Raw genomic sequence first — 26,754 nt, 5'->3', positions numbered from 1 at the left:
GGCCCCGCACCGCTCGGGCTCAGCGGGCCAGGCGGCCCAGCAGCGAACCGGCGGCGACGATGCCGACCAGCGCCGCGAAGGCGAGGACCGCGAGGTCGAGGCCGAGGTGGGCCTGGGTGCCGATGAGCAGCCCGCGCAGGGCGTCGACCTCGTAACTCAGCGGGTTCACCCTGCTGACGGCCTGGAGCCAGCCGGGCATCAGGGCGACGGGGTAGAGCGCGTTGGAGGCGAAGAAGAGCGGCATCGTGATGGCCTGGCCGATGCCCATCAGCCGGTCGCGGGTGAGGACGATCCCCGCTATCGACATCGACAGGCAGGAGAAGAACGCCGAGGCGAGCACGACCACCACGACCACTCCGAGCAGCCGCAACGGGTTCCAGGTCATGCCGACACCGATCAGCGCGGCGATCACGATGACGACCGCCGCCTGGATCACGGCCTTCACCCCCGCGGCAAAGGCCTTGCCGGTCACCAGGGCGGTCCGGGGCGTGGGCGTGACCATGAGTTTCGTGAGGACGCCCGAGTCCCGCTCCCAGATGATCATGATGCCGTAGAAGATCGCGATGAACATGGCGGACTGGGCGATGATGCCGGGCGCGAGGAAGTCGAGATAGGGGACGCCCCCGGTGGGGATGGCGTGGATACGCGAGAACGTCACGCCGAAGATCAGCAGCCAGAGCGCGGGCTGGACGGCGCGGGTGTAGATCTCGGTGCGGTCGTGGCGCAGCTTCTGCATCTCGACGACGCACATCGCGGCCACTCTCGCCGGTACGACGCGCCAGCCGGTACGGGGCGGCGGCGGGGTCAGCAACAGGGCGAACCGCTGGTCGGGCGGGCCGGAATCAGCCGAGGCGGGATGCGGTGCGACGGGTACGGCGGACATCTCGGAACGCTCCTTTCCCTTCGTCGGAACCGGATTCGGAACCTGAGCCGGGGTCGTTCAGTCCGCTTCCGGAGTGGTACCGGAAGACGTCCTCCAGGGACGGCGGCAAAAGGCCCGTCTCACCCGTTTTCCGCCGGTGGGCGACGAGTTCGCCCTTGAGCTGGGCGGGAGTGCCGGACGCGCGGAGTCTGCCGAGGTGCATCAGCGCGAGCCGGTCGCAGTGCCGATCGGCCTCGCCCATGGAGTGGGTGGTGACCAGCACGGTCATGCCGGTGCCGGCCCGTATCTCGTTGATGCGGTCCCAGACGCTGTCCCGCGCGATCGGGTCCAGGCCGATGGTCGGCTCGTCCAGGATCATCAGCCGGGGGGCGCTGACCAGGGCCTGCGCGAGTTCGAGGCGGCGGACCATGCCGCCGGAGTACGTGGCGGCAAGCCGGTGCGCGACATCGCCGAGGCCGACCGCGTCCAGCGCCTGGGAGACCCGCGCGGCCCGTTCGCGGCGGGGTACGTCGAAGACGCGGGCGAAGAGCTGGACGTTCTCCCGGCCGGTGAGGTTCGCGTCGGCCGACAGCTGCTGCGGTACGTAGCCGAGCAGGCGCCGTACCGCCATCCTGTGCCGGGCCGCGTCGTGGCCGAACACCTCGATGACGCCGGGCGGTATGGGCAGGAGTGTGGTGATCGCGCGCATCGTGGTGGTCTTGCCCGCGCCGTTGGGCCCCAGGAGGCCGAACACCTCCCCCTGGCCGACCAGCAGGTCCAGGTCGTCGACGGCCTTCGCGTCGCCGAAGCTGTAGCTCAGACCGGTGCAGTTGAGGGCGGGGGCGGTTTCCGTGGTCACGCGATCTCATCCCCTTCGCGCAGCGAGGCGGCGAGTCTGTGCAGGGCCGGGAGCGCGGCGGCGAGTGCCGCCCGGTCGGCGGCGTCGAGCCCGGCCAGGTGTTCGCGGAAGAGCGCCTCGCGACGGGCGTGCCAGTCGCTCAGCTTCCCGGTTCCTGCGGGGGTCGGACACAGCAGCGCGGCCCGCCCGTCTCCGGGGTCCTGCTCCCGGCGCAGCAGTCCCTCGGCGACGAGGTGGTTCACCAGGGTGCTGACCGAGTTGGGCGCGAGACAGAGGCTGTGCGCGGCCGTGGAGACGCGGATGCCGGGCTCGTCGACCACCAGGCGCAGCAGCTCGGCGTGCGCTCCGCGCAGCCGGGGCTCCGGCAGGCCGCTCCACAGCCGTCGCCGGGCAAGCCTCTGGATGCGGGGCAGAAGTCCGGCGAGCTCATCAGGCAGATCACCCGCCGCCACGCTGCCCATTTTAGCTCCGTATGCGAGCTAATGTCCCGACACCTTGTCCGCACGGAATCTCCTGGTCCGCACGCAGCTGCCATGCCGCTGCGCGAACAGGCCGCCGCGGTCAGTGGTCAGTGGTCAGTGGTCAGTGGTCAACGCTCGGCGAACCGCTCCCCGCACCGGCTGCAGAACACCGGCTCCGGATCCTGTGAGAGCCGGCCGCACGCGGGGCAGACCCGGTCCAGCATGCAGGGCGCCTCGCCGCCCTCGTACGCGGCCGAAGGCGCGACCAGAGGCGTGGCCCGGGCCGCGACCGGGGACTTGATGGACAGGCCGGGGCGGCGGCGGTGGACCGTCACGTACGCCAGCCCCTCCGGCCCTGCGGCAAGGGCGCGGCGGGAGGTGCGGGGCAGCCAGGCGACGGTGGTCGGCGTCAGGTCCAGCTCGCCGCCCCCGGTGACGACCCGGCCGCTACCCGCGATGACGACGAGGAGGACGTCCAGGACGTTCTCCTGATGTTCACCGATCTCGGCTCCCGGCGGGAGGCGCACCAGATTGGCATCCAACTCACGCCCACGCTCGGCCAGTTGCCACAGCGCACCGCGGGCGTCGTGGTCGGCAGCGGTCAGCAGGTCGTCGAGTACGGCCAGTAGCCGGGGTGCGGAATTCACAGCAAACAGGTCCTCAGCTCAGCTCAACTTTGGAGGTCTGGCTTACGCAGGCTGGTTGATGCTACTTCGCGTCATCGGGACGGTTTCTTGGACTCTGCCACCCGTTTTCACCTGTCCGGTAATGGTTTTCTCTACTTTGTGAGTGGGCGTGCTCCTCATTCTCGGTGACGTGGGATGTCGACGATCGCGGATTCCCGCGCGTTGCGGTGCCCTCGGGCTGCGCGGGGGCTCGGGCGGATCGACGGGGCAAGGCGAGTCCGTGTCCTTGTGTGATGGTCAGTCGTTAGGTCGATCGGAGTACCGGGGGCGGCCGCTCCTGGGGACTGACCAGGATCGTGCGGGGAAGGGGGGTGGTGCGGGTGGGCAGGTTGATGGCGACGGCCTCGTGTACCGCCTTCCGTGGTGTTCTCGAGGGCAGTGGTGAGCGGGTCGGGCAGCCCCTGTTGTGGGAACGGGTGGGGTTTCTGGGTGGCTTTCCGGTGGGACGAGGACTCGCTGGACGTGCTGGCTTCCGGGGTGGATGAGCGGGGTGAGGACCTGCCGTCCAATCGACGCGTTCCGCGCCCTGCCGCAACCCCGGGCCCAGGCCCGAGCCCGAAGACTTCCCGCCATATGCCCGAAGCGCGTACGGCCCCCGCCACCACCCCCACCGGGATGGTTCAGCGTCCGGCGGGGCATGACACCACGACACCAGCCCCCACAGGGCCTGTGCCAGGTCATGGAGTACCCGCCCACGCCCAGCCGGAAGAAGACCTTCCACCCTCCGGACGCAGGCGGCTCTCGCGCAGAACCTGTCGACGACGCACCCGCGCCGCCGAGCGGACCGGCTTCCACCACCTGCACGCCACCGCAGTCCACCCCCTCACCCCGAGGATCGGACCCCACGAAGGCGACCGCACACGGCCACGCCGCGCCCGAAAAGCCCGGAAACCACAGGCACACACAGACTTCTAGAGACGCTACGCCCGCCCTACGCTGACCTCTTCGCCCGCCGAGCCGAGGGAGCCACCGCACCATGGACCGCAAGCCCGACGAGAAGTACCCGCCGGTCGAACCGTACGAGCACGGCATGCTCGATGTCGGCGAAGGCAACCTCGTCCACTGGGAGGTGTGCGGCAACCCGCACGGCAAACCCGCACTCGTCGTGCATGGCGGCCCGGGGTCGGGGTGCACCGAGCGACCCCGGCAGTACTTCGACCCGGACCGCTACCGCGTCGTCCTCTTCGACCAGCGGGGCTGCGGCCGCTCCACCCCGCACGCGAGCGACCCGGCCGCCGACATGCGGTACAACACGACCGACCGGCTGATCGCCGACATGGAGCGGCTGCGCGTCCGTCTCGGGATCGAGAAGTGGCTGCTGTACGGCGGCTCCTGGGGCTCGACGCTGATCCTCGCGTACGCCGAACAGCACCCGGAGCGGGTCTCGGAGATCGTGATCCCGGCCGTCACGACGACCCGGCGTTCCGAGATCGACTGGCTGTACCGGGGCGCGGGCCGGATCTTCCCCGAGGCCTGGGACCTGTTCCGGGCCGGGGTGCCGGAGGCCGAGGGGGACGCGACGCCGGACGTCCTCGCCGCGTACGCCCGGCGGATGGAGAGCCCCGACGCCGGGGTGCGTGAGAAGGCGACGGCCGACTGGTGCACCTGGGAGGACGCGGTGCTCTCCCAGGAGGCGTACACCGGACCGCCGCCGTACAGCGGGCGCCCCGGCCGGGCGCGGCAGGCGCTGGTGCGGATCTGCTCGCACTACTTCTCCCACGGCGCCTGGCTGGAGGAGGGGCAGCTGATCCGGGACGCGGGGCGGCTGACGGGTATTCCGGGCGTGCTGGTGCACGGACGGTTCGACCTGGGCGGGCCGCTGATCACCGCGTGGGAGCTGGCGAAGGCGTGGCCGGACGCGGAACTGACCGTGATCGACGGTGCGGGGCACCTGGGCGGTCCAGCGACGAGCCGGGCGGTGCTGGCGGCGCTGGACCGGTTTGCCCGTCGTGGCCACGACGGGCCGGCCGACGGTCACCACTGACGGCATCGTGTACCTGAATTGACCGCCTGAGGCATTCGGCCGCGTAGGACATTCGGATGACACCCTGCCTCCGGTACTCGTCGGGGGCGGGGTGCGTTCGGGGGCACCCTTGCCTCGAGCGGACTCGAAGGCGTTGGCTTGGTGTCATGAAGTACACGCAGCTCGGACGCACCGGACTCAAGGTCAGCCGCCTCGTCCTCGGCACCATGAACTTCGGCCCGCAGACCAATGAGGTGGACAGCCACGCCATCATGGACGCGGCGCTGGACACGGGCCTGAACTTCTTCGACACCGCGAATGTTTACGGCTGGGGCGAGAACAAGGGCCGCACCGAGGAGATCATCGGCACCTGGTTCGCCAAGGGCGGTGAACGCCGCGACAAGGTGGTCCTGGCCACCAAGATGTACGGGAACATGGCCGCTGACGGCGAGGCCTGGCCCAACCACGACAAGATCTCCGCCGTGAACATCCGGCGTTCGGTCGAGGCGTCGCTGAAGCGGCTCCAGACGGACTACATCGACCTCTACCAGTTCCACCACGTCGACCGGAACACTCCCTTCGAGGAGATCTGGCAGGCGATCGACGTCCTGATCCAGCAGGGCAAGATCCTCTACGCGGGTTCATCGAACTTCGCCGGATACAAGATCGCCCAGGCCAATGAACTGGCCGCCCGACGCGGCTCATTGGGCCTGGTCAGCGAGCAGTGCATCTACAACCTGATGGAGCGCCGCGCCGAGATGGAGGTCATCCCGGCCGCGCAGGAGTACGGCCTCGGCGTCATCCCGTGGTCCCCGCTGCACGGCGGTCTGCTGGGCGGTGTGCTGAAGAAGGAGCGCGAGGGCGCGGCAGGGCGTTCGGCTTCCGGCCGCAGCGCGGACGCGCTGAAGAACTCGGCGCAGCGCGAGAAGGTCCAGGCGTACGAGGACCTGCTCGACAAGCACGGCCTGGAGCCGGGCGAAGTCGGCCTGGCATGGCTGCTCGCACAGCCGGGGGTGACGGGGCCGATCGTGGGACCGCGCAACCAGGAGCAGCTGGACTCGGCGCTGCGGGCGCTGGAGCTGGACCTCTCCGCGGAGGTGCTGGCGTCGCTGGACGAGATCTTCCCGGGTCCCGGGCCGTCGCCGGAGGCGTTCGCCTGGTGAGGAGGGTCTGACGGACCGTCCGTCCGATACGTATGGGCCGCCGCTGTCCCGTCCCCGTTCGGGGGCGAGGGCAGCGGCGGCCCGTTGTGTGTCCGCGTCAGAGCGAGGCGTCGAGTTCCTTGAGCGTTTCCCCGAGCCAGCTCAGCTCCGCCTGGCTCGTCGCGCGGGCGATCCTCAGCAGACCCCGCCGGAACGGGTCCTCGAACGCCTCGGCGCCGAGCGGCTGCTCGCCCTCGTAGAAGAAGCTGCTCGGTTCCTCCAGGAACGCGAGCCGACGCCGCAGCACCTGCGCCTGATCGGCCGGGGACGCCAGATGGCGCAGGAAGGCGAGGACGGTGAACCAGCGGTTCTCGTCGCTGATGTCCGTCTCGTCGGCCTCCCGCAGCCGGCGCCGCAGCTCCTCACGCCCCTGCTCGGTCAGGGTCAGCGTGTGGCGGGGGGCAGCCCTGCTGCCCGGCTCGGTCCGGCGCTCCAGCCATCCGGCTCGCTCCAGGCGCTTGATCGCCGGGTACAGCGTGCCGTCCGCGATGGGGCGGACGTGTCCGGTGAGGTGGGCGACCCGACGCTTCAGCTCATAGCCGTGCAGCGGCTGTTCGTACAGAAATCCCAGGATGGCCAGTTCCAGCATGCAAGCATCCTCTCCCATGACGTTATACATCGATGCCGATGTATAGTCTCGCCGAGACAATCGGTTGCGCGGCAAGGAGGAGGAAACATGCAGAACGCTCAGGTGACGGCCGGCGGTGCGTGCATCCGGTGGGTGGAGCTCCCCGGTCGCCCCGGCACGTCCCGTACCCGGGTCTATCTGCACGGGCTCGGGGCCTCGTCCGGCCCGTACTTCACCGCGAGCGCCGTGCACCCCCTGCTGGCCGACAGCCGGTCGCTGCTCATGGACCTGCTCGGCTTCGGAATCAGCGACCGCCCCACGGACTTCGGCTACACCCTGGAAGAGCACGCCGACGCGGTGGCGGCGGCGCTGAAGGCGGCCGACGCGTACGACTCGGACGTGGTCGCGCACAGCATGGGCGGCGCGGTGGCCATCGTGCTCGCGGCACGTCATCCGCAGCTGGTGGCCCGGCTGGTGCTGGTCGACGCCAATCTGGACCCGGTCGTTCCCGGCCCGGCGCGGCCGGGCAGCAGCGGCATCGCCGCGTACACGGAGGAGGAGTTCCTGGCCGGCGGCCTGGAGGAAGTGCGCGACCGGGTGGGTCCCCACTGGTGGGCGACCATGCGCCTCGCGGGTCCCGAGGCGCTGCACCGCACCGCGGTGCATCTCGCCCGCGGGACGACGCCGACGATGCGCGCGCTACTGCTGGACCTGAAGATTCCGCGCACGTATCTGCGCCCCCTGGACAACGGACCGCTGCCCGGCGAGGACGCGCTGATCGAGAACGGGGTGCGGGTCGTGGCGGTCCCGGAGTGCGGGCACAACATCATGCTGGACAACCCGGAGGCGTTCGCCAAGGAGACGGCGTCGGCCGTCAACACCTGAGACAGCCCGCACGCCGCCTACTGCGGCACGGCCGCTGACGCCGGCCGTACGCGTCACTGTCCGACGGCGGCTGCCACAGCGACGACGACGAACATCAGCACGAGCACGGCGGCCATGATGCGGTTTCTGGTCTTCGGATCCACCCTTCGAGCGTAACCGGCGCTCTCAGTGGCCCAGCGGCCAGGATGCGATCACCTCGTAACGCGGCTGCTCGCCCGGCACCCCGGCGACCGGCAGGTTGCTGCGTACGAGGGCGAGCTCGCCGACCTCCCACGCGGTGCCGTCGAAGTCCGCGAGCGCCTCGACGTAGGGGCGCAGGTCGGCGTCGGTGCGGCTGCGGGCGAGGGTGAGGTGGGCGCTGTAGCGGCGGTGCTCCTCCAGCGGGAGGCCGGCGCGGCGGGCGGCGGCACCGGCGCGTTCGGCGAGAAGCCGCAACGTGTCGATCGTTCCGGCGGCCCCCGCCCACAGCGCCCGCCCGTCGAACCGGCCGGCCCCGTGGATGCGCAGGGGGAAGGGCTCGGTACGGCCGGCCGCCCGCGCGAGACGCGCATCCAGCTCGGGCAGCACTTCCTCGTCCACGGCCCCGAGAAACGCGAGGGTGAAGTGCCAGCTGGGCGTACCGGTCCAGCGCAGCTTCCCGGCACCGGGGAGCGCGTGCAGCGGGGCGACGGCACGGCGCAGTTCCTGGATGGCGGCGTCGGGCGGCAGAACGGCGACGAAGAGTCTGAGGCTGCTCATGGGCCGAGTGTCGCACCGTGACGGCGTGTCCAGGCCCCCGTACGTATCGTTGTTCTACGCGGCTGCCCGCGCCCGCGCGGCAGCGGGGAGGAGCGGCACGATGACCGTCGTAGACACCGACAGGATCGAGATGGCCGACAACAGCGACGAGCGCACCTTGGACATGATGTTCGAGTGGCTTGAGCCCACCCCCGAGGGATTCAAGGTCGAGATCGTCGAGGGGATCATCTACATGTCGCCACAGCGGGACATTCACTGGCGGATCATCCTGGCGATCATCAGGCAACTGCTCTCCAGGTACGGGGAGGAGCAACTGACATCCGACGTCCGCTTCGACTTTCCGGGCCGCCTCAACGGCCTCGCCCCGGACGTCGTGGCCCTGGCCGAGGGCGCTACGCATGACGCCAAGGGGCGGTATCGCTACCAGGACATCGAGTTCGTCGCGGAGGTGATCTCCAAGGACACCGCCGCCAACGACTACGGTCCGAAGAAGGCCACGTATGCCACCGCCGGCGTGCCGGTGTACGTCATCGCCGACCCGTACACCGGCACGTGGCACCTCCACACGCTCCCGAAGGACGACGAATACCGCAGTGTGCTGAGCCTCGACTTCGGCACCCCGATCGACCTGACCGACACCGTCGTCGGCCTCACCCTCCGGACCGACAAGTTCCCCCGCGACTGACACGCCCCCTCGCACACGTGATACGGCCCCGACCGGATCCCCCGGTCGGGGCCGTTTCGTGTGCCGTGCAGGCGCCCCTCAGGCCGCCGTGGCCAGCTCCTCACGCGGGACGAACCGCACGTGCGGGCGGCCCGGGCGGAGGTCGACCTTGAGGCGGAGGCCGCCCACGCGGGCCAGCATGAAGCCGACGCCCAGTGCGGCCACCAGTGAGAACGCACCGCCGACCGCCATGCCCGTACGGACCCCGTAGGCGTCGCTGATCCAGCCGACGATCGGGGCGCCCACCGGCGTACCGCCGGCGAAGACCATCATGTACAGGCTCATGACCCGGCCGCGCATCGCCGGGTCGGCAGCCATCTGGACGCTCGTGTTCGCGCTGATGTTGGTTGTCAGGCCGATCATGCCGATAGGGACCAGCAGGATCGCGAAGAGCCAGACGGACGGCGACAGGGACGCGATGATCTCCAGCAGACCGAACGCCGTGCCCGCGGCCACCAGCATCCGCAGCCGCGAGGAGCGGCGGCGGGCGGCGAGCAGGGCGCCGGCGAGGGAGCCGGCCGCCATGAGGATGTTGAAGAACGAGTACATCCCGGCGCCGCCGTGGAAGATCTCGTCCGCGAAGGCCGTGAGCCAGATCGGGAAGTTGAACCCGAACGTGCCGACGAAGCCGACCAAAACGATCGGCCAGATCAGCTCGGGGCGGCCGGAGACATAGCGCAGGCCCTCCCGCAGCTGCCCCTTGGCGCGCGGCACGACGGTGGCCTTGTGCAGCTCGCTCGTACGCATCAGCATCAGGCCGACGAGCGGGGCTACGAAGGACAGGCCGTTGAACATGAAGGCCCAGCCACTGCCGACCGTGGTGATCAGGACACCCGCGATGGCGGGGCCGATGAGCCGGGCGGACTGGAAGTTCGCCGAGTTGAGACTGACCGCGTTCCGCAGCTGGGCTGGGCCGACCATCTCGGAGACGAACGACTGGCGGGCCGGGTTGTCGACGACCGTCACCATGCCGAGCAGGAACGCGATGAGGTAGACGTGCCACACCTGGACGACACCGGAGAGCGTGAGCACCGCGAGGGCGATCCCGCACAGGCCGAGAGCCGCCTGGCTGAAGAGCAGGAGCTTGCGCTTCGGGAGACGGTCGGCGATGACGCCGCCGTACAGGCCGAAGAGAAGCATCGGAAGGAACTGGAGGGCCGTGGTGATACCGACGGCGGCGGCGGACCCGGTGAGGCTCAGGACGAGCCAGTCCTGCGTGATGCGGGACATCCAGGTACCGGTGTTGGAGATCACGGCGCCCGTGGCGAACAGGCGGTAGTTACGGATCTTCAGCGACGAGAAGGTCCCGCCGCGCTTGCTCTCGTGGGTGGAAGTCGGTGCGGGGGCGGAGTCTGCTCCGGATCCCGTACTCAAAAGGGTTCGCCTCCTCGGGCGTATACATTTCGCTGACTGACGGGATGCGGCGGTGCGGGCGGTGCGCCGGCTGTGGTCCGGCGCGGCCGGCCCCGCTACAGGTGGGCGAGCTTCTCCAGCACGGGCGCCGCCTTGCGCAGCGTCTCCCACTCTTCCTCGTCCAGACCCTCGGCGAGGGTGGCCAGCCAGGCGTTCCGCTTGGAGCGGCTCTCTTCGAGCATGGCTTCCGCCTGTTCGGTCTGGCTGACCATCTTCTGGCGACGGTCATCGGGGTGCGGTTCCAGTCTGACCAGTCCCTTTGCTTCCAGCAGCGCGACGATGCGAGTCATCGACGGAGGCTGCACATGCTCCTTGCGGGCCAGCTCACCGGGCGTGGCCGAACCGCAGCGGGCGAGCGTGCCGAGCACCGACATCTCGGTGGGGCTCAGCGACTCGTCGACGCGCTGGTGCTTCAGGCGTCGGCCGAGCAGCATCACGGCGGAACGAAGGGAGCTCACGGCGGCCGCACTGTCGCCGTCGTGGATCAGGTCAGGCATGTTCATTAGCGTAACTCATTACCTACTCTAAAGACCATTCGTGTTACACGCGCGAGAGCCGCATCGCCCAATCGATCACCCGAACGAGTGAGTCGGATCCGGAAAGTGACGCGAAACGACCTCGTGGGCCGTAACCCTGCTTGCCATGGGATCGACTGTGCTCAGCCTGCGGATAGACGGTGAGCTGCTCGACCGGCTCAGGCAGCATGCCGCCAAACGCGGAATGAGCGTCCAGGACTATGTCGTCCGGACGCTCATTCGCGATGACTTCGACGAACGCTTCAAGGCAGCGGTCGACGAGACGGAGAGGTTCTACGGTTCGGAAGGGACCGCAGGGATCAGGGCGGAAGAGGTCACGTGAGGCCGAGGGCCGGCATCGCGTAGTAGAAGACGAAGACCGCCGACACCACGTACATGGCCACCGGCACCTCGCGCCAGCGCCCGGCCGCGACCCGCAGCACGGAGAAGGCGATGAAGCCCATGCCGATGCCGTTGGTGATCGAGTACGTGAACGGCATCATCACCATGGCCAGGAAGGCCGGGATGGAGAGCGTGTAGTCGCTCCAGTCGATGTCCCGCACCGAACCCGAGATGATCAGGAAGCCGACCGCCAGCAGCGCCGGGGTGGCGGCCTGCGACGGGACCATGGTCGCCAGCGGGGTGAGGAACAGCGCCACCGTGAACAGCAGACCCGTCACGACGCTCGCCAGACCGGTGCGGGCGCCCTCGCCGACGCCCGCCGTGGACTCCACGAAGCAGGTCGAGGCGGAGGAGGAGCTCGCACCGCCTGCGGCGACCGCGATGCCGTCGACGAACAGCACCTTGTTGATGCCGGGGAAGTTGCCGTCCTTGTCCGTCAGCTTCGCCTCGTCGCCGACACCGAGGATGGTGCCCATCGCGTCGAAGAAGCAGGACAGCAGCACGGTGAACACGAACAGGATGCCGGTGAGGATGCCGACCTTGTGGAAGCCGCCGAACAGGCTGACCTGACCGACCAGTCCGAAGTCCGGGGTGGCCACCGGGTTGCCCGGCCACTGCGGGACGGTCAGCCCCCACGCCTCACCCGGCAGATCGACGATCGCGTTGATGATCAGCGCGACGACCGTCATCGAGACGATGGAGATCAGGATCGCGCCCGGCACCTTGCGGACGATCAGCGCGAGGGTGAGCAGGGTACCGAGGATGAAGATCAGGACGGGCCAGCCGAGCAGGTGCCCGCCGTCGAGGACGCCGCCGAGCTTGAGCGGGACGGTGGTCTCCGCCTTGTCCACGTAGCGCGAGACGAAGCCCGAGTCGACCAGGCCGATCAGCAGGATGAAGAGGCCGATACCGATCGCGATGCCCTTGCGCAGCGACTTCGGTACGGCGCTCATCACGCGTTCCCGCAGCCCGGTCGCGACCAGCAGCATCACCACGATGCCCGCGAGGACGACCATGCCCATCGCGTCCGGCCAGGTCATCCTGGGGGCGAGCTGGAGCGCGACAACGGTGTTGACGCCGAGACCGGCGGCCAGCGCGATCGGCACATTGCCGATGACACCCATGAGCAGGGTGGTGAACGCGGCGGTCAGCACGGTGGCGGTGACCAGCTGGCCACCGTCGAGGTGGTGACCGTACATGTCCTTTCCGCTACCGAGAATGATCGGGTTCAGCACGATGATGTACGCCATTGCGAAGAACGTGGCGAATCCGCCACGAATCTCGCGTGCAACCGACGACCCCCGCTCGGAGATCTTGAAGAAACGATCCAGGCCGTTGTGCGGCTGAGGAGCCGGAGACTGCTCGGAGTCGACCGAAGCGGTGGCCGAGGGGGACATGTATGACCTCAGTCGTACGTAGAGGGGGTTAAAAGCGGTCAGCTTTGGACGTTCACACGAATAATTCGAGACAGTCGTAAGCAGATTCAGTATGAATACATAAGACGAAGATCGCTATCTCCGCGCGTAGACCCTTGGGTCACCTGCCCTGACGGTCCTACCGGCCGGTCTTGTGCATGCCGTCTTTACGGGGTACGGGAGGGGGCCACGGGTGGGCCCATACACTGAGGTCATGGCGAAGTGGACACCGAAGCACGAGGCACCCGAGCCCCTGGAGGGGCCCGTCGTCGCCACCATCACCGGCGGCACGATCCTCTGGTTCGTCCTCTTCCTGGTCCAGCTGCCGTTCTACGGCTGGTTCGACGACCACGGGCACCTGTGGTGGCTGTGGACCTGCCTGGCCGGTGCGGGACTCGGCCTGATCGGCATCTGGTACGTACGGGGGCGCGACGCGGCGATCAAGCGGGCGGCGGCTGCGGCTTCCGCGCCGAGCGTAGGGACGGACGCGGAGGGCGCGTCGGGCGCCACGGCGTGAGGCCGAACGGCCCTCGGGTGCCGCCGTCCGGCACCGACCCGCACTGCCCGGTATCAGGGGCTTCCCCACGACCGCATCAGGGTTCCCTACTACCGCAGGACCATCCCTCTCCTCCCCCGGTCTGATCTTCGGACCCCCGGTAGGTGAATCGGACGATCCCCCCGTACCGTCGGAACCATGACGCAGCGGGCACCAAACTCCTTCGGCGAGCAGACTCCCGGGGCATCCGGCTCCGCCGGCCGCCCCGGACCGGCGATGATCGACGCCGGTTGCGAGCTCGATCCGGTCCACCCGGTGAAGCTCCCGGCTCCGGCCGTGAATCCCCGCGGGCTGACCGCGGCCGAGGTGGCCGAGCGGATCGCCCGCGGTGAGGTCAACGACGTACCCGTCCGCTCGTCCCGTTCCATCGGCGAGATCGTCCGCGCGAACGTCTTCACCCGGTTCAACCTGATCATCGGCATTCTCTGGCTGATCATGCTGTTCGTCGCGCCGATCCAGGACAGCCTCTTCGGCTTCGTGATCGTCGCCAACACCGGCATCGGCATCATCCAGGAATGGCGGGCCAAGAAGACCCTGGACAGCCTCGCGGTCATCGGCGAGGCCAAACCCACCGTGCGGCGCGACGGGATCTCGGCCGAGATCTCCACCTCCGAGATCGTCCTCGGCGACCTCGTCGAACTCGGCCCCGGCGACAAGGTCGTCGTCGACGGCACGGTCGCCGAGGCCGACAACCTGGAGATCGACGAGTCGCTGCTGACCGGCGAGGCCGACCCGGTGCTGAAGCGGCCCGGCGACCCGGTGATGTCCGGCAGCTTCGTCGTCGCGGGCGGCGGAGCGTTCGCCACCACCAAGGTCGGCCGCGAGGCCTACGCCGCTCAGCTCGCCGAGGAGGCGTCCCGCTTCACCCTCGTCCAGTCCGAGCTGCGCACCGGCATCTCCACCATCCTCAAGTACGTCACCTGGATGATGGTGCCGACCGCGCTCGGCCTGGTCATCAGCCAGCTCTTCGTCAAGGACAACAACGTCAGGGAGTCGGTCGCCCGGACCGTCGGCGGCATCGTCCCGATGATCCCGGAAGGCCTGGTGCTGCTCACCTCGGTCGCCTTCGCGATCGGTGTCGTACGACTCGGCCGCAAACAGTGCCTGGTGCAGGAGCTCCCCGCCATCGAGGGTCTGGCCCGCGTCGACGTCGTCTGCCTGGACAAGACCGGCACCCTCACCGAGGGCGGCATGGACGTCACCGAGGTCCGGGCGCTGGGCGGCGTCGACGACACGTACATACGGCGCGTGCTGGGTGCCCTCGGCTCGTCCGACCCCCGGCCCAACGCCAGCCTGCAGGCCATCGTCGACGCCTGTCCGGACGGGGAGGAGTGGCGGTGCACGCAGTCGCTGCCGTTCTCCTCGGCCCGCAAGTACAGCGGCGCCGCGTTCGACGAGGGCGGCGGCCGGGCGTCGGCCTGGCTGCTCGGCGCCCCCGATGTGCTGCTGCCCGAGCAGGACCCGGCGCTCACCGAGATCGAGCAGCTCAACGAGCGGGGGCTGCGGGTGCTGCTGCTGGCCCGCGCGCAGAGCGAACTCGAAGGGCCGGACATCGCCGCCGGAGCCGTACCGAGCGCGCTGGTCGTCCTGGAACAGCGGCTGCGGCCGGACGCCCAGGAGGCGCTGGCCTACTTCGCCGACCAGCGGGTCGCCGCGAAGGTCATCTCCGGCGACAACGCGGTCTCCGTCGGCGCGGTCGCCGGAAAGCTCGGCATGCCGGGCGCCGAGAACACCCTGGACGCGCGCCGGCTGCCCACCGACCCGGACGACATGGCCACGGCCATGGAGGAGAACGCGGTCTTCGGCCGGGTCACCCCGCAGCAGAAGCGGGACATGGTCGGCGCACTCCAGTCCCGCGGCCACACCGTCGCGATGACCGGCGACGGCGTCAACGACGTGCTGGCGCTGAAGGACGCCGACATCGGCGTCGCCATGGGGTCGGGCTCCGAGGCGACCCGGGCCGTCGCCCAGATCGTGCTGCTCAACAACAGCTTCGCGACGCTGCCGTCCGTAGTCGCCGAGGGCCGCCGGGTGATCGGCAACATCACCCGGGTCGCCACCCTGTTCCTGACCAAGACCGTCTACTCGGTGCTGCTGGCGGTCCTGGTGGTCTGCTTCCAGGTCGACTACCCGTTCCTGCCGCGCCATCTGACCCTGCTGTCGACGCTGACGATCGGCGTCCCGGCGTTCTTCCTGGCCCTCGCCCCCAACAAGGAACGGGCCCATCCGCACTTCGTGCGCCGCGTCATGCGGTACGCGATCCCGTCGGGTGTCATCGCGGCCGTCGCCACGTTCGTGACGTATCTGATCGCCCGGCACTACTACACCGGTCCGGGTGCGCTGGACGCGGAAACCAGCGCGGCCACGCTCACGCTGTTCCTGGTCTCGATGTGGGTGCTGGCGATCATCGCCCGCCCGTACACCTGGTGGCGGGTCTGCCTGGTGGCGACGATGGGGCTGGCGTTCCTGATCGTGCTGGTGGTGCCGTGGCTGCAGGAATTCTTCGCGCTGAAGCTGGTGGGAGCGGTGATGCCGTGGACCGCGGTGGCGATCGCGGTGGTGGCGGCGGCCGGCCTGGAGTTCGCCTGGCGTCTGGTCGGCCGCCGCTTCCCGGTGTAGCCCCTGCGGCTGCGGGCTACTTCACGTCGACGAAGTCGCCCGCGGTCGTGACGGCCGGGGTGGTGGACGTACCGGCGAAGCTGTAGCGCCAGTAGCCGTCGACCGACGCCTTGACCGTGGTCTTCAGGTTGCCGGTGCTGTTCGTCTTGATGGTCTTGATGGTGGTGTAGGTGCTGCTGGTCTTCTTGCGGAACTGGAGCTTCACCGACTGGCCGGTGTAGCCGTGGTACGCGTGGTCCTCCCAGTTCGCCCGCGACAGCTTCCCGGTGACCGTGATCGTCCCGCCCTTCTTCACGGGCTCCGGAGCGGCGTTCACCGTCAGCTTCGACAGCCGCTGCACGCGGGCGGTGCTGTAGAAGTTGGTGTAGGCGACGTCGTTGTAGTTACCGGCGAGGGCGCCCGCGGCGACGTGCCAGGTGCCGGCCAGGGGGTTCTTGTACAGGTCGTAGCGCGGGTAGATCGTGAACGTCAGCTTGCACGTGGAGGTCGTCGCGTTGACCTTGGTGCACCTCGCCTCGTCCTCGTTCGGCAGGATGGCCCCGTCGATGGTGTCCGGCGAGGACGGGTCCGTGCCGTGCCACAGGGCGACGTAGGCATCGACGACACCCTCCGCGTGCGACGCCGTGAGCGAGACCGAAATCGTCTTCGAGGCCGTGGTGCCCAGGACGATGTTCTTGCCGCCGTTGACGACGACCTTCGAGATGACGGGTTCCGCCGTGGCGGCGCGGGTGGCCGCGGCAGCCTTCGAAGAACCCTTGGCGGCGGTGCCGAAGACCTCGGCCGCCGATGTCGGCACGTGCAGGTTCGCAGCAGAGTGGTCGTCCGCGTGGGCGGCCGGGACGGCCAGAGCGGACAGGGCCAGGGCGCCGGAAGCGGCTGCGACAGTGGCGCGAATACGCATATGTTTCTCCAGTGGAGAAAGGGGCCCCGCGAGTACGTGGTCCGACCCGGCCGGGGCTCGTTCGGTCTGTGAGTCTGCTGACTCGAAGACAAGACCTCTTACGCAGGTGAAGGGTTGTACGCGCCGTGGGTTCTCGCGCGTCGTCCCGCGGTGAGAGATGCGGCGGCATACGCTCCGGGCCGTGCCCGGGGACGGGAGCCGTCCCCGGGCACGGCCCGGAATGGTGCGTGTTGCGCGACGGAAATTACTTCACGTCGACGAAGTCACCCGCGGCCGAGATGGCCGGGGTGGTGGACGTACCGGCGAAGCTGTAGCGCCAGTAACCGTCGACCGACGCCTTGACGGTGGTCTTCAGGGTGCCGGTGCTGCTCGACTTGATCGTCTTGATCGTGGTGTACGTGGAGCTGCCCTTCTTGCGGAACTGGAGCTTCACCGGCTGCGTGGAGTAACCGTGGTACTTCAGGTCGTCGAAGTTCGCCCGCGACAGCTTGCCGGTGACCGTGATCGTCCCGCCCTTCTTCACGGGCTCCGGAGCGGCGTTCACCGTCAGATTCGACTGCCGCTGCACACGGGTCGTGCCCAGGCCGTCCTGCAGCGCGAAGCCGATCTTGGCGGGGTCGGGGTTCATCGGGTCCTGGCCGTTGTAGTCGACGGCGAAGCCCATCGCCTTCCACGTCGTGGCGTCGGCGTTGCCGATCAGGTCGTACTGCGGCCAGATGGCGATCTGCCCCTTGCAGGTGGCGACCGTGGAGGACACGGCCTTGCAGGTGGGGTCGACATCGCCGTAGAGCTCGTTCGTCGGAGCATCGAACGAGCCGCGGTAGAGGCTGGCACCGAGCTTGAAGTCCGAGGCGAAGATGTTCACATCGGCGGCGTGCGTCACGGTGAACGTGGTCGGCACGGTCTTCGTGGCGGTGGTGCCCACGGCGATCGGCTTGCCGCCGTTCACGGTGAACTTGGAGAAGGTGAGGTCGAGCTGGCCGGGGGTGCTGGTGGCCGCGAGGGAACGCGCGCCGGACTTGGCACCGGAGTCGGCACCGGCGGTGGACTGAGCGGCGCGCGCGATGTCGCCGACGGTCGAGCGGTGCGCGTCGTCGGCCTGAGCCGCCGACGGAATGACAAAAGCGGAGAGAGCCAGGGCGCCGGTTACGGCGGCCACGGTGGCACGAATGCGCATGTTCATTCCCCAACATGGAGAAGGGGGCCCGCGAAGGTTGTTCGCCCACGGGCCCACGATCGTCTGTGAAGCCTGGTGGCTTCACAGGAGAGACCATCGGGACACGTGAACGGTTGTGCAGCTGTTGGGGTTTTCTTGTGCATGCGCCCCGCGCCCCGCGCCCCGGCGCCGATGCGCTTCGGACCCGCTCCGGTCCGTCAGTCGAACCAGCGGTCCCGGGCCAGTTCCTCCGTACGGGACGGGTCCTCCAGCAGCGCCGCGACCTCGAAGCGGCGCGGCCACTGCCCCGCCGCCCAGGCCAGGCCCGCGGCGACGCCTTCCAGCGTGGCGGCGTGCACGGTCCCGTCGGGGGTGCGGTGCCAGTCCAGTTCGACGCCGCCCGCGCGCAGTTCGCCGTGCTCGATGTACACGTCCGGGGTTCCGGCGCCGAGCAGTACCCGTACCGAATCCGGCACTTGGTGCTCCTCGCCCTCCGTCGTCACCTCCGCCTCGACGCTCTCGCCGAGCCTGCGCACCTGGAACAGCTCGGCCAGATCGGCCGCGCGTGCCGGGGCGACCGGGAGCAGCGGGAGGCCTCCGGCGAGCGGCAGCAGGTCCGGGGCGTCCGCGATCACGGCGTCCGCCGCGTCGACGACCCGGACCTCGCCGTCGATCACGGCCCGCAATTCGTCGGGCAGCGTGACCTGTTCCGGGTCGAGATCGGCCAGGGCCGTGTACAGGGAGTGCAGTTGTACGGGGCCGACCTCGCGGTCCTCGTCCGCGAGCCGGCCGAGGAGTTCGGCGGCGCCGCCCGGCTCGTCGAGGAGGGCGGCCACGGACGTCCGTACGCCGAGGGCACGAAGCACCTGGGCGTCGTCGAAGCCGGCCGCGTCGGCGGAGTCGTACAGTCCGGCCAGTCGCGGGTCGCCGCTCGCCGCCCGCAGACCGGCCGGGCGGCGGCCGTCGAGCACGGGGTGGTCGCGCAGCCACCAGGCCGTGTACGGGCGAACGGACTGCGTCGTGCCGTCGGGCAGCAGCACCCGCACCGGCTGGGTCAGCGCGTCGCGCAACGGTGGCTGGGCAAGCAGGGCGAGCGCCTGCGGCCATGCGTCGTCGTCGACGAGGTCCAGGTCGCGAACGGCGACGAGTTCGGTGGCGACCGGCGGCACGGGACTGTCGGGCAGCTGGTCGAGGATGTCCTCGCACCACACGTCCACGGCGTCGAGCAGTCCGGCGTCGTCGGGCTCGGCGAAGTCGCCCTCGCGAGGCTCCAGTTCGTCCGGATCCAGGACGACATCAGTGGTCCGCACCAGGGCGAAGGTGGCGAGCACACCGCAGGCGGTGAGCGGCTGCTCGCCCCAGCGGTCGGTCAATTCCTGGTCACAGAGCGCCAGTTCACCCTCCCGCATGATGGCTGCGAACGGGCTGCCGGGCAGCACGAGTTCACCGGCGGGTGCGAGTTCGCCGTCCTCGTCGGGAAGGGCGAGCGCGCCGAGCCAGGGCTCGTCGCCGGGTGCCAGTTCGGCGTCCCGTACGAGGGTGAGGACGGTCTCCGCGAGCTCTTCGGCATCCAGCGCGTCCTCGTCCCAGATCTCGCCCGCGTCCAGCGATCCGGCGACGGCTGCCCGCACCTGCGGGGTCGTCAGCACGGCGCGGGGCGTGGCAGGCAGGGCACCCAGCTTCTCCAGCAGCGGGTGGGCGGCGTCCGGGTGCGCGACCTTCAGTCCGAGCCGGGCGAGGCGGCCCAGGACGGGGCCGGTGAGCGCGTCGGGGAACGGAAGGAGGACCTGGCGGGGGCCGATGGCGGTGCGCGGAGCGGTCGGGGTGACGGCGTCCTGCGCCTCCGGCGCGCCGGCGAGCGGGACGGGCAGACCGGAGAGGCGGTCCGGGTCGATGCCGGACAGGCTGTCGTACAGTCGCCGCCACCAGCCGGGATCGCGCTCCAGACCGGCGAGACGGTCGATCGCCTCGGTCAGCGGCACGCGGGCGATGCCGAGGGTGCGCAGTTCGCTGCGGCGCTCGATTCCGGCGGGCAGCAGGCACGGCAGGACCTCGGCGAGCACCCGTACGGTCTCGGCGCCCACGCCTTCCAGCACCTCGGCCTCGATGGGGCGCAGCGCGGTCGTGGCCGTCTCGCGGATGCCGTCCGCCCGCACGTCCCAGGTGTCCCAATGGTCCGTTTCGACGGTGGCGTCACGCGGGGCGGCGGGCTCCAGGAACGCGACGCGCGGCAGCCGCTGAAGGATCGCGCCGCGCAGGGCGCCGTCCAGTTCGCCCTTGCCGAGCGGGCCGGGGACGAGGTCGATCGTGTCGATGGACACCGGCTGCCAGTCGGCGAGCAGCTCGGCGTACGCGTCGGCCGCGCGCTGCACCAGGAAGTCGGTGAGCGGTCCTGGTGCGGGGTGGCGGCGGGTGGTGTCGAGCGGCAGCGACGCGATGAGCAGCGCGGGGATACCGAGGGGTTCGTCGGTGGGGGTCGGCGCGTGGACGACGGGGACGGTGCGGGGGCGTACCGGGGCGCCCTCCGCGTCCACCGGCACCGCCCAGGTGACCGACCAGTGCGGGCGCAGCCGTTCCTCGCGGGGCCGGTCGGCCAGCAGGGCGGGCTCGACGGGGCCGTGCCGGGTGACGGTGCGCCAGCGGTGCGTACCGTGCGCGGAGTCCTCGACGTGGGTGTAGGGGCCGTGCTGCGATCGGCGCAACGTCCGTACGGCGTCCGGGGTTTCGATCACGATCTCGTCGAGGCCGCGCAGGGTGAGCAGGAGCGCGTCGTCGACCGCGTCGAGCAGCCGGACCACGAGGTCCTCGGCGCCGCCGTCGCGCAGCGGGAGGACGACGACGGTGTCGTACCCGTCGGGTGCGGTGCCCTCGGCCGGCAGCGGGAGCCGCAGCAGGGGTACGTGGCCGTCGCGGCGGCGGAGCTCGTCGCCGAGGCCGGGGCTGGCGACGGCCGTCCTCGCGGCGAGGTCGCGGGCCTCGGCGAGGGACCAGCGGACCCCGCCGTGCCGGCCGACGACCGCGGGCTCGTCGCTCACCGCGAGCACGGCGGCGAACCCGACGCCGAACCTGCCGACGGCTCCCGCGTGGCCCTCGCGCTTGGCGGAGGCGCGCAGGGTGGAGAGCGACTCCACTCCGGTGGCGTCGAGGGGGGCGCCGATGTTGGCGGCGGCGAGTACGGCGGGGGCGTCCGCGGTCGCCGGGTGCAGGGTGAGGCGGAGCCGGCCGGGGACCTGCGCGCGGGCGGCGGCGTCGGCGGCGTTCTGGGCCAGCTCGATGACGAGGCGGTCGCGGTAGCCGCCGAGCGCGAGGTCCTCCTCGGCGTTGGCGTCCTCGCGGAATCTGGCGGGGCCGGCGCCCCACGCGTCGAGCACGCCGCGTCGCAGCCGTGCGGTCCCGAACGGGTCGGCCCCCTCGGTCGCATTCATGCTCACGCTCTGACTCCGCTCTCTCCGGTTACGCGTTGCCCGTGCCGCCAGTGTGCGCCTGAAGGTACCGGGTCCTCTCGCCGGACGGGGCATCGCGAACGGTGCTCCGCGCGGGGTGCCCCGGTCCGTCGCTGCCCACCGGGGCTCCGGTTCCGGCCTCGAACGCCGGACGGGCCGGGTGTGCCCGGGCGGCAAAATAAAGCCCGTCCGGCGACTGAGGAAAAACCGGTTCGCCGGGCAGGCCCGCAAAGGCTCGTCTCAAGCCCGTCCGGCGACTGAGGACGGAACCGGTTCGCCGGGCAGGCCCGCAGGCTCGGCGGCCGGGCGCGCCGGGGAGCCCAGGAACCCCGCGCCCCGCTCAGGAGTGGCCGAGGTCCTCCGTCGGGGTGTCCGGTTCCGCCGGGACCGAGCCGGAGTCACGCGCCGGACGCAACGGGTACTCGTCCACCTGCATCGTGTCCAACGCATGCGGCGCCGGCTTCGGCGGCTTCGGCATCACCGCCGCCTCCGAATGCCCACCGCACCCGTACGACAGCGACACCACATGCCCGTCCGCCGGACCGTACTCGTTCGCGCACACCCCGAACGCCTGCTTCAGCGAACCCGCCAGCGGCACCAGGAACGCGCAGGTGACACACGACGCCGGAGCCGCCTGAGCCATGGGCGTCTTCGCGCCGAACGCCTCGTCCCACCGGTCGGCCGCCGTGTGCAGCCCGTACCGCGACAGCACCCGCGCCCGTCGCATACCGAGCTCCTCCGCGACCGCCGCGATCGAGCCCCGGCTCGTCGTCGCGGGGCGCGTCGTCAGCTCCGCGTCCTCCGCGTCGACGAGGTCGGCCATCTCCTGCGACACCTCGCAGACCGCGGAGTTCGGCGACGGCTCGTCCTCGCCGGAGTAGCCGGGCTCCAGGCGGATGTCGTCCGCCTCGGTGGGCAGCAGATCGCCCGGTCCCATGTCACCGGGGCGCAGCCGCTCGCTCCACGGCACCCACTCCGGAGCGAGGAGGGCGTCGCTGCCGGGCAGCAGAACCGTCTCGTCGATGGTGACGTTCTTCGCACGGGACGCCCGGGCGACGGTCACCGCCCAACGCCAGCCCCGGTAACCCGGCTCCTTGCACTCGAAGAAGTGCGTGACGACCCGGTCCCCCTCGGAGACCGCGGCCACATGCTCACCCACGACCCCCGGCGCGGCTGCTTCCTCGGCCGCCGCGCGGGCGAGGTCTACCGCCTCGACGCACAGGCGGTCGAGGACAGGGGTACGGGCCGTACGGCTTCGCGTCGTCGCAGCACTCACAGGTCTCGCTTCTCTCCTACGCCAGTCTCACGAGCGCGCCAGCACATCCATCGATTTCGGCCATGACGGATGCGGGCGGAGCGGACCTGGGGGCCGCGTCGACGTCCACACCCGTTGTGCCTGCCTCGGGCGCACCTTCTGCTATCCATTCTGCGGGATCGCCGATAGGCGCGCGGCCGAGAACAACCGCCGGTGGCGCGCTACGCACGCTACCCTCTCCGCCGCCCCCCGCCCACCTGCCCGTCCCAAACAAGGTCGCATCCGGCGCCGTGTCCCGTGCAAAGTCCGCCTCGGAACCCGCCACAATTGCCGGCCGTACCCGGTCCGGGCCCGTCATGCCCGGGCCGATGGACCGCTGACCCGACAGGGCGGAGTGCATCACGCCCCGCGTCGAACCCGGTTCGTCACCGCGGTGACTGGGGCACTATGACGAAGTGACTTCCGCCGGGTCGCACAAGGATTCCGGCCCGCTCCGCAGGGCGGGCCGGACGATCGGTCATGCCCTCCACACCCCGTTCACCGGCACCGCAAGAGGAATCCGGAAGGCGACGCACGCCCACGGCGCGGGGGAGTCCGGGCTCGGCAAACTGATCGAACTGCATGCCGTGAACGGCGCGGGCGATGTGATGATCACGATCGCGCTCGCCTCGACGGTGTTCTTCTCCGTACCGACGGACGAGGCCCGTGGCCGCGTCGCCCTCTACCTCGCCATCACCATGGCGCCCTTCACCGTCCTCGCCCCCGTGATCGGCCCGCTGCTGGACCATCTTCCGCATGGCCGCCGCGCCGCGATGGCCGGTGCGATGCTGGCCCGTGCGGTGCTCGCGCTCACCATGTCGGGCGCGGTCGCCACCGGGGGCCTGGAGCTGTATCCGGCCGCGCTGGGCGTCCTGGTCTGCTCGAAGGCGTACGGAGTCGTACGCAGCGCTGTCGTGCCGCGTCTGCTGCCGCCCCGCTTCTCCCTGGTGAAGGCGAATTCCCGGGTCACCCTGGCCGGGCTCCTGGCGACCGGGATCGCCGCCCCGGTCGGGGCGGGGCTGCACACCGTCGGGTCCGCGTGGCCGCTGTACGGCGCGTGCGTGGTCTTCATCGGCGGGACCGTCCTCGCCTTCACGCTGCCGCACAAGGTCGACTCCTCGAAGGGCGAGCGGAAGGCCCAGCTGGTGCCGCCGCACGGGGTGGTGTCCCCGCGGCCCGGGCCGAAGAGGAACGGAAAGGCGAGGGGCCGGGAGAAGAACGGCGAGAAGCGGCCCGGGCTGCGGTCCGTGGGGCCGTCCGTGCTGAACGGGCTCCAGGCCAACATCGCGCACCGCGCGCTCTCCGGCTTCCTGATCTTCTTCCTCGCGTTCCTGCTGCGCGAGCATCCGCTCGCCGGGCAGAGCGCCGCCGTCTCGCTCGGCATCGTCGGTGTGGCGGCCGGTATCGGCAACGCGCTCGGTACGGCGGTCGGCTCCTGGCTCCGGGCCCGCGGCCCGGAGGTGATCGTCGCCTCGGTGCTGGCCCTGGCCCTGGGTGTCGCCGTGCTCACCGCGCTCTTCTTCAGCACCGTCATGGTCGCCGCGCTCAGTGCGACGGCGGGCTTCACCCAGGCCCTGTCGAAGCTCTCGCTGGACGCGATGATCCAGCGCGACGTGCCCGAAGAGGTACGGACGTCGGCGTTCGCCCGGTCCGAGACCGCGCTCCAGATGGCGTGGGTGGTCGGCGGCGGTATCGGCATCGCCCTCCCCCTCAACGGCGTACTGGGCATGTCGGTCGCCGCGGGCATTCTCGCCCTGGGCGCCGCCACGTCCGTACGGGGGCTGCTGAGCGCCGCGCGGCGCGGCTCGCCGCACCCCCGCGTGGCGTGAGCCGGAGCGACCGATAGCCTTCGGCCCATGACCGTTGCGTTCTTCTCCGGTAAGGGCCGTCGAATCGGCGTCGCTCTTGGTGCCGTGTCCGCGGGACTCCTTGTCCTGTCCGCCTGCGACAAGCCGACGCCGCTCGCGACCGTAACGGTCGGCGGCAACTCGGTGAGCACCGAGGCGTCCTGCTACAACGACGGCAAGGCCCTCAAGACGTCCGAATACAAGAGCTGCCTCAACAAGAAGGCGGAAAAGTCCGTCAAGGTCGCGATGGACGACAAGGTCCGCTTCGGCGTCGACCCGGAGGTCGCGGACAACGGCTGGACCCTCTTCATCAACGGCCAGCAGGCCGAGCAGGAGCCGTACAAGAAGACCTACCGGTCCATCCCGGGCAGCGCCTTCTTCTCCAGCCAGACCGGCGAGAGCACGGACAAGACGCAGATCAGCATCGTGGAGACCAAGGGCAAAGATCTCATCGGCGTCTGGCACTTCGAGCTGAAGAAGACCTCCTGACCTCCCGGTCCCCCGGTCTCCTTCTGACTCTCCCGGCCTCCTCCCGGTCCGTTCCTGCGCCCTCCTGACCTCAGAGGATTCCCCCGTGCGTGTGCTCGTCGTGACCGCTGTCCCAGCAGAAAGGGACGCGGTCACGCGCGCGCTCGGGGACCTGTCCGAGGTGGCCGTGCACGAGGTGCCCGGCGCGCAGGTCCACCGCGTGGCCGCCCCCGGCGGCGCCGGGGTGGTCGACGTCCTCGCAGGCGGCGCGGGACCGGCCGCCGCGGCAGCCGCCGCCGCTTTCGGCCTCGCCTCCGCCGTCTCCGCCGCCGTCCCCTCCGCCTCGGAGCCGGGCCCCGGGCCGCACTCCGCGCCGTACGACCTCGTCGTCTCGGCCGGGATCGGTGGCGGCTTCGTACCTGTCGCCCCGGTCGGCTCGCTCGTCGTGGCGAGCAGAATCGTCGCCGCGGATCTGGGCGCGGAGACTCCCGAGGGCTTTGTACCCGTCACCGCACTCGGCTTCGGCCGTGACTGGTATCTCCCGCCCCGGTCGCTGGTCCGGGACGTGGCCGCCGCCACCGGCGCACTCACCGGCGAGATCCTCACCGTCTCCACCGTGACCGGCAGCGCCGAGCGCGCCGCCGCCCTGCTCGCCGCGCACCCACGAGCCGCCGCCGAGGCCATGGAGGGCTTCGGCGTCGCCGAGGCCGCCGAGCGGACGGGCCTGCCTGTGCTGGAACTGAGGGCGGTCTCGAACGCCATCGGCCCGCGCGACCGGGACGCGTGGCGCATCGGCGACGCGCTGGCCGCACTCAGCGGGGCGTTCGGGAAGCTCGTACCCGTACTGGAAGGTTGGACCCACCATGACCGACACGCCTCATAGCCCGCCGAGCCCGTCGAACCCCCACCCGTCGAACCGGCTGAGAATCACTTTCTCGCCGTGCCCGAACGACACCTTCGTCTTCGACGCCTGGGCGCACGGAAGGGTCCCCGGCGCGCCCGCCCTCGATGTCACCTTCGCCGATATCGACATCACCAACAAAATGGCCGAGCGCGGCGAACTCGATGTGCTCAAGGTCTCGTACGCGGTGCTGCCGTGGGTGCTCGACGAGTACGCGCTGCTGCCGTGCGGCGGGGCGCTGGGGCGGGGCTGCGGACCGCTCGTCCTCACGAAGGAGGCGGGCACGGACCTGACGGGGAAGACCGTCGCCGTGCCGAGTGAGCGCTCCACCGCGTATCTGCTGTTCCGGCTCTGGGCGGCGGAAATGGTGCCGGGCGGGGTCGGCGAGATCGTTGTCATGCCGTTCGACGAGATCATGCCCGCCGTGCGCGACGGGAAGGTGGACGCCGGTCTCGTCATCCACGAGGCGCGTTTCACGTACCAGAACTACGGGCTGCACAACCTGGCCGACATGGGTCGGCACTGGGAGGAGACGACCAGGCTGCCGATCCCGCTCGGCGCGATCATCGCCAAGCGGTCGCTGGGCGCGGACATGCTGAAGCGGCTCGCCGAGTCGGTGCGCACCTCGGTACGGATGGCCTGGGACGACCCTCAGGCGTCACGGCCCTACGTGCTGGAGCACGCGCAGGAGATGGACCCGGCCGTGGCGGACCAGCACATCGGGCTGTACGTCAACGAGTTCACCGCCGACCTCGGCGAGGACGGCTACGCGGCGATCCGCGGACTGCTGACCCGCGCGGCGGCCGAGGGGCTGGTACCGCCCCTCGGCCCGGATGCGCTGTCGTTCGTCTGAGAGCCTGTCGGGTGACCTTCGAT

General features: G+C 70.3%; 24 protein-coding genes. 11 read left to right on the top strand and 13 right to left on the bottom strand.

Annotated elements, in window-relative coordinates; all coding sequences use genetic code 11:
• Positions 1–19: 19 nt before the first annotated feature.
• The 4 genes from ABTZ94_RS18185 to ABTZ94_RS18170 form a co-directional block, all read right to left on the bottom strand.
• Entirely contained in the window at positions 20–883 is an 864-nt protein-coding gene (locus tag ABTZ94_RS18185; protein ID WP_351202061.1) for an ABC transporter permease, read from the bottom strand.
• Complete coding sequence (locus ABTZ94_RS18180; protein WP_351202060.1) at positions 843–1,721, bottom strand: ABC transporter ATP-binding protein; 879 nt, start codon at positions 1,719–1,721, stop codon at positions 843–845. The genes ABTZ94_RS18185 and ABTZ94_RS18180 overlap by 41 nt, the downstream gene beginning before the upstream one ends.
• On the bottom strand, positions 1,718–2,182 hold the full coding sequence (locus ABTZ94_RS18175) for a MarR family winged helix-turn-helix transcriptional regulator (protein WP_351202059.1): 465 nt from the start codon (positions 2,180–2,182) through the stop codon (positions 1,718–1,720). Before ABTZ94_RS18175 ends, ABTZ94_RS18180 begins: the two co-directional genes overlap by 4 nt.
• A gap of 128 nt (positions 2,183–2,310) precedes the next feature.
• On the bottom strand, positions 2,311–2,829 hold the full coding sequence (locus ABTZ94_RS18170; protein ID WP_351202058.1) for a cupin domain-containing protein: 519 nt from the start codon (positions 2,827–2,829) through the stop codon (positions 2,311–2,313).
• A gap of 1,015 nt (positions 2,830–3,844) precedes the next feature.
• On the opposite strand from ABTZ94_RS18170, the gene pip reads away from it, so the two are divergent.
• Positions 3,845–4,852: a prolyl aminopeptidase gene (pip, locus tag ABTZ94_RS18165; protein ID WP_351202057.1), complete on the top strand. Its 1,008-nt coding sequence runs from the start codon at positions 3,845–3,847 to the stop codon at positions 4,850–4,852.
• Between the two features lie 146 nt (positions 4,853–4,998).
• Positions 4,999–5,994 (top strand): aldo/keto reductase, encoded by a 996-nt coding sequence (locus tag ABTZ94_RS18160; protein WP_351202056.1) that lies wholly within the window; start codon positions 4,999–5,001, stop codon positions 5,992–5,994.
• A gap of 97 nt (positions 5,995–6,091) precedes the next feature.
• On the opposite strand, the gene ABTZ94_RS18155 is transcribed toward ABTZ94_RS18160, so the two are convergent.
• Positions 6,092–6,622, bottom strand: coding sequence for a PadR family transcriptional regulator (locus ABTZ94_RS18155; protein ID WP_351202055.1), 531 nt, complete (start codon positions 6,620–6,622; stop codon positions 6,092–6,094).
• 87 nt (positions 6,623–6,709) lie between these two features.
• Here ABTZ94_RS18155 and ABTZ94_RS18150 point away from each other — a divergent pair, with 87 nt between their 5' ends.
• Entirely contained in the window at positions 6,710–7,486 is a 777-nt protein-coding gene (locus tag ABTZ94_RS18150; RefSeq protein ID WP_351202054.1) for an alpha/beta fold hydrolase, read from the top strand.
• Positions 7,487–7,651: 165 nt separating this feature from the next.
• On the opposite strand, the gene thpR is transcribed toward ABTZ94_RS18150, so the two are convergent.
• A complete protein-coding gene (gene thpR, locus ABTZ94_RS18145; protein WP_351202053.1) occupies positions 7,652–8,224 on the bottom strand; it encodes an RNA 2',3'-cyclic phosphodiesterase in 573 nt (190 codons plus the stop codon).
• Between the two features lie 100 nt (positions 8,225–8,324).
• Here thpR and ABTZ94_RS18140 point away from each other — a divergent pair, with 100 nt between their 5' ends.
• Complete coding sequence (locus ABTZ94_RS18140) at positions 8,325–8,909, top strand: Uma2 family endonuclease (RefSeq protein ID WP_351202052.1); 585 nt, start codon at positions 8,325–8,327, stop codon at positions 8,907–8,909.
• 78 nt (positions 8,910–8,987) lie between these two features.
• Here the strand turns inward: ABTZ94_RS18140 and ABTZ94_RS18135 are convergent, their stop codons facing one another.
• Both ABTZ94_RS18135 and ABTZ94_RS18130 read right to left on the bottom strand, forming a co-directional pair.
• Positions 8,988–10,322, bottom strand: coding sequence for an MFS transporter (locus ABTZ94_RS18135; RefSeq protein ID WP_351202051.1), 1,335 nt, complete (start codon positions 10,320–10,322; stop codon positions 8,988–8,990).
• Between the two features lie 95 nt (positions 10,323–10,417).
• Positions 10,418–10,858, bottom strand: a complete 441-nt coding sequence (locus ABTZ94_RS18130; RefSeq protein ID WP_266982958.1) for a MarR family winged helix-turn-helix transcriptional regulator — start codon at positions 10,856–10,858, stop codon at positions 10,418–10,420.
• A gap of 145 nt (positions 10,859–11,003) precedes the next feature.
• Between ABTZ94_RS18130 and ABTZ94_RS18125 the strand changes: the two genes are divergently transcribed.
• The gene (locus tag ABTZ94_RS18125) at positions 11,004–11,219 is read left to right on the top strand and encodes a ribbon-helix-helix protein, CopG family (RefSeq protein WP_327273743.1); all 216 of its coding nucleotides are present in this window, start codon (positions 11,004–11,006) and stop codon (positions 11,217–11,219) included.
• Here ABTZ94_RS18125 and ABTZ94_RS18120 read toward each other — a convergent pair.
• Positions 11,212–12,675 (bottom strand): NCS2 family permease, encoded by a 1,464-nt coding sequence (locus ABTZ94_RS18120; RefSeq protein ID WP_351202050.1) that lies wholly within the window; start codon positions 12,673–12,675, stop codon positions 11,212–11,214. The genes ABTZ94_RS18125 and ABTZ94_RS18120 overlap by 8 nt on opposite strands.
• A 232-nt stretch (positions 12,676–12,907) precedes the next feature.
• Between ABTZ94_RS18120 and ABTZ94_RS18115 the strand changes: the two genes are divergently transcribed.
• On the top strand, positions 12,908–13,210 hold the full coding sequence (locus ABTZ94_RS18115) for a DUF2530 domain-containing protein (RefSeq protein WP_351202049.1): 303 nt from the start codon (positions 12,908–12,910) through the stop codon (positions 13,208–13,210).
• A 177-nt stretch (positions 13,211–13,387) separates the two neighbouring features.
• Positions 13,388–15,868 (top strand): HAD-IC family P-type ATPase, encoded by a 2,481-nt coding sequence (locus tag ABTZ94_RS18110; RefSeq protein ID WP_351202048.1) that lies wholly within the window; start codon positions 13,388–13,390, stop codon positions 15,866–15,868.
• A 16-nt stretch (positions 15,869–15,884) separates the two neighbouring features.
• Here ABTZ94_RS18110 and ABTZ94_RS18105 read toward each other — a convergent pair whose 3' ends face one another.
• The 4 genes from ABTZ94_RS18105 to ABTZ94_RS18090 form a co-directional block, all read right to left on the bottom strand.
• On the bottom strand, positions 15,885–16,769 hold the full coding sequence (locus ABTZ94_RS18105) for a calcium-binding protein (RefSeq protein ID WP_351202047.1): 885 nt from the start codon (positions 16,767–16,769) through the stop codon (positions 15,885–15,887).
• Positions 16,770–17,013: 244 nt separating this feature from the next.
• The gene (locus ABTZ94_RS18100; protein ID WP_351202046.1) at positions 17,014–17,946 is read right to left on the bottom strand and encodes a hypothetical protein; all 933 of its coding nucleotides are present in this window, start codon (positions 17,944–17,946) and stop codon (positions 17,014–17,016) included.
• A 197-nt stretch (positions 17,947–18,143) separates the two neighbouring features.
• Entirely contained in the window at positions 18,144–21,350 is a 3,207-nt protein-coding gene (locus tag ABTZ94_RS18095) for a sacsin N-terminal ATP-binding-like domain-containing protein (RefSeq protein ID WP_351202069.1), read from the bottom strand.
• A gap of 358 nt (positions 21,351–21,708) precedes the next feature.
• On the bottom strand, positions 21,709–22,644 hold the full coding sequence (locus ABTZ94_RS18090) for a DUF3027 domain-containing protein (protein ID WP_351202045.1): 936 nt from the start codon (positions 22,642–22,644) through the stop codon (positions 21,709–21,711).
• A gap of 434 nt (positions 22,645–23,078) precedes the next feature.
• Here ABTZ94_RS18090 and ABTZ94_RS18085 point away from each other — a divergent pair, with 434 nt between their 5' ends.
• From ABTZ94_RS18085 to ABTZ94_RS18070, 4 genes are all read left to right on the top strand, one after another.
• Positions 23,079–24,491 carry an MFS transporter gene (locus tag ABTZ94_RS18085; protein WP_351202044.1) on the top strand — a complete coding sequence of 471 codons (1,413 nt, stop codon included), beginning with the start codon at positions 23,079–23,081 and terminating at the stop codon, positions 24,489–24,491.
• 27 nt (positions 24,492–24,518) lie between these two features.
• Complete coding sequence (locus ABTZ94_RS18080) at positions 24,519–24,998, top strand: DUF2771 domain-containing protein (protein ID WP_351202043.1); 480 nt, start codon at positions 24,519–24,521, stop codon at positions 24,996–24,998.
• Between the two features lie 85 nt (positions 24,999–25,083).
• Positions 25,084–25,860 carry a futalosine hydrolase gene (locus ABTZ94_RS18075; RefSeq protein WP_351202042.1) on the top strand — a complete coding sequence of 259 codons (777 nt, stop codon included), beginning with the start codon at positions 25,084–25,086 and terminating at the stop codon, positions 25,858–25,860.
• Entirely contained in the window at positions 25,841–26,731 is an 891-nt protein-coding gene (locus ABTZ94_RS18070) for a 1,4-dihydroxy-6-naphtoate synthase (RefSeq protein WP_351202041.1), read from the top strand. Before ABTZ94_RS18075 ends, ABTZ94_RS18070 begins: the two co-directional genes overlap by 20 nt.
• Positions 26,732–26,754: the final 23 nt, after the last annotated feature.

This window comes from Streptomyces sp. NPDC002785, assembly GCF_040295565.1.
In the GTDB taxonomy this organism is placed as follows: Bacteria; Actinomycetota; Actinomycetes; order Streptomycetales; family Streptomycetaceae; genus Streptomyces.
This window is presented reverse-complemented; position numbering and strand designations above follow the sequence as displayed.

What these genes read in the sequence shown, in the direction of transcription:
- ABTZ94_RS18185 (WP_351202061.1), bottom strand. Translation starts at nt 883, where the DNA reads ATGTCCGCCGTACCCGTCGCACCGCATCCCGCCTCGGCTGATTCCGGC.
- ABTZ94_RS18175 (WP_351202059.1), bottom strand. Translation starts at nt 2,182, where the DNA reads ATGGGCAGCGTGGCGGCGGGTGATCTGCCTGATGAGCTCGCCGGACTT.
- pip (WP_351202057.1), top strand. Translation starts at nt 3,845, where the DNA reads ATGGACCGCAAGCCCGACGAGAAGTACCCGCCGGTCGAACCGTACGAG.
- ABTZ94_RS18160 (WP_351202056.1), top strand. Translation starts at nt 4,999, where the DNA reads ATGAAGTACACGCAGCTCGGACGCACCGGACTCAAGGTCAGCCGCCTC.
- ABTZ94_RS18155 (WP_351202055.1), bottom strand. Translation starts at nt 6,622, where the DNA reads ATGCTGGAACTGGCCATCCTGGGATTTCTGTACGAACAGCCGCTGCAC.
- ABTZ94_RS18150 (WP_351202054.1), top strand. Translation starts at nt 6,710, where the DNA reads ATGCAGAACGCTCAGGTGACGGCCGGCGGTGCGTGCATCCGGTGGGTG.
- thpR (WP_351202053.1), bottom strand. Translation starts at nt 8,224, where the DNA reads ATGAGCAGCCTCAGACTCTTCGTCGCCGTTCTGCCGCCCGACGCCGCC.
- ABTZ94_RS18140 (WP_351202052.1), top strand. Translation starts at nt 8,325, where the DNA reads ATGACCGTCGTAGACACCGACAGGATCGAGATGGCCGACAACAGCGAC.
- ABTZ94_RS18130 (WP_266982958.1), bottom strand. Translation starts at nt 10,858, where the DNA reads ATGCCTGACCTGATCCACGACGGCGACAGTGCGGCCGCCGTGAGCTCC.
- ABTZ94_RS18125 (WP_327273743.1), top strand. Translation starts at nt 11,004, where the DNA reads ATGGGATCGACTGTGCTCAGCCTGCGGATAGACGGTGAGCTGCTCGAC.
- ABTZ94_RS18120 (WP_351202050.1), bottom strand. Translation starts at nt 12,675, where the DNA reads ATGTCCCCCTCGGCCACCGCTTCGGTCGACTCCGAGCAGTCTCCGGCT.
- ABTZ94_RS18115 (WP_351202049.1), top strand. Translation starts at nt 12,908, where the DNA reads ATGGCGAAGTGGACACCGAAGCACGAGGCACCCGAGCCCCTGGAGGGG.
- ABTZ94_RS18110 (WP_351202048.1), top strand. Translation starts at nt 13,388, where the DNA reads ATGACGCAGCGGGCACCAAACTCCTTCGGCGAGCAGACTCCCGGGGCA.
- ABTZ94_RS18105 (WP_351202047.1), bottom strand. Translation starts at nt 16,769, where the DNA reads ATGCGTATTCGCGCCACTGTCGCAGCCGCTTCCGGCGCCCTGGCCCTG.
- ABTZ94_RS18100 (WP_351202046.1), bottom strand. Translation starts at nt 17,946, where the DNA reads ATGCGCATTCGTGCCACCGTGGCCGCCGTAACCGGCGCCCTGGCTCTC.
- ABTZ94_RS18095 (WP_351202069.1), bottom strand. Translation starts at nt 21,350, where the DNA reads ATGAATGCGACCGAGGGGGCCGACCCGTTCGGGACCGCACGGCTGCGA.
- ABTZ94_RS18080 (WP_351202043.1), top strand. Translation starts at nt 24,519, where the DNA reads ATGACCGTTGCGTTCTTCTCCGGTAAGGGCCGTCGAATCGGCGTCGCT.
- ABTZ94_RS18070 (WP_351202041.1), top strand. Translation starts at nt 25,841, where the DNA reads ATGACCGACACGCCTCATAGCCCGCCGAGCCCGTCGAACCCCCACCCG.